Annotated in this window: 1 pseudogene; it reads left to right on the top strand. The window is 42.9% G+C overall.

Annotation, left to right across the window (positions count from 1 at the left end):
• Positions 1-1,429, top strand: a pseudogene (locus tag V7P40_RS04630) (hypothetical protein); the annotation flags it as partial.

The raw sequence follows: 1,429 nt of genomic DNA, 5'->3' as shown, positions 1-1,429 counted from the left end.
TCCTCTATGGTAAATCAGTTTGGAAAGTGGCTAGACATATCCTCCGATGTTCCCTGGAGAATGCCCATATCGTCTCTTAATCTTCTTTTGACCTCTGTGGTTTGGAGACAGGATCACAACGGCTTTACTCACCAAGACCCAGGCTTTATTAATGCAATAGTAGACAAGTGGCCAAACGTGGTTAGGGTTTATTTCCCACCCGATGCCAACAGTTTATTGTGTATAGTGTGGCAATGTTTGCAGAGCACAAACAGGATAAACATAATAGTGTGCGACAAACAAAAACATCCCCAATACCTTACCATAGAAGAAGCTATGAAGCACGTCAGTAAGGGTTTGGGTATTTGGGACTTTGCAAGCAACCTTCCGGAAAAAGAACCGGAGGTAGTGGTGGCAAGTTGCGGGGATATTCCAACCAAGGAGGCAATTCAAGCGGTAAAAATACTAAAAGAACACTTCCCGGACCTTCCCATAAGGTTCGTAAACGTGGTAAATCTTTTCTGTCTTGCACCCAATCAGGAACATCCAGACGGCCTAACAGACAGAGAATTTGATGCTTACTTTACCAAAGACAAGCCCATAATATTTAACTTTCATGGCTATCCGTGGCTTATACACAGGCTCACTTACCGTAGAACCAACCACAAGAACCTCCACGTCAGAGGATACAGAGAAAACAGAAAGATAGGCATAGACGTAAATTATCTGACTCCCTTTTTGAAAGGCAGAGGCGGGATCACCACGCCTTTACAGCTGGCAATTCTCAATCAGATAGACCGATTTAGCATAGCAATAGACGTAGTGCAAAGGGTAGATAAGCTAAAAGACAAAGATGGTATGGACCTTGACTCTCCACTTAAGATAGATGAGCAGACCATAAATATCTTAGAAGAGCTTTTGTACCTGAGCCCACTTCATAACTACCTTTCTCTGAAGGCAATAAAGTTTTTCAGAGAACACTTTGCCGAACTGCCTCAGTATGCAGTTTTTGACACAAGCTTTTTTAAAACTCTTCCAGACCACTCAAGGATCTATGCCATACCTTACCAATTCTACAAATCCGGTATAAAGAGGTATGGCTTTCACGGCATATCTTACTCTTACCTTTTGAGAAAGTCTGCGGAGCTTTTGGGAAAGCCCGTTGAGGAAGTGAACGCCATAATACTACATTTGGGAAGTGGTGCGAGCGTATGCGCCATCAAAGAGGGAAAACCCATAGATACCTCAATGGGAATGACGCCTTTGGAAGGTTTGATAATGAATACAAGATCGGGAAACTTAGACCCGGGCATCATCCTACACCTTTTAAGAATGGGCTTAAACGTGGAAGAATTGGAGGATTTGCTTTACAGAAAGTCCGGCATCAAAGGGCTAACCGGTGGCAAAGAAATAAAAGACTTGGGGGAAGAAGATTTAGCTTTTAAACTTT

Origin of the sequence: Thermocrinis sp. (assembly GCF_036781485.1) — a bacterium.
Classification (GTDB): Bacteria; Aquificota; Aquificia; order Aquificales; family Aquificaceae; genus Thermocrinis.
The sequence above is the reverse complement of the archived record's forward strand: the minus strand, read 5'-3'. Positions and strand labels throughout refer to the sequence as shown.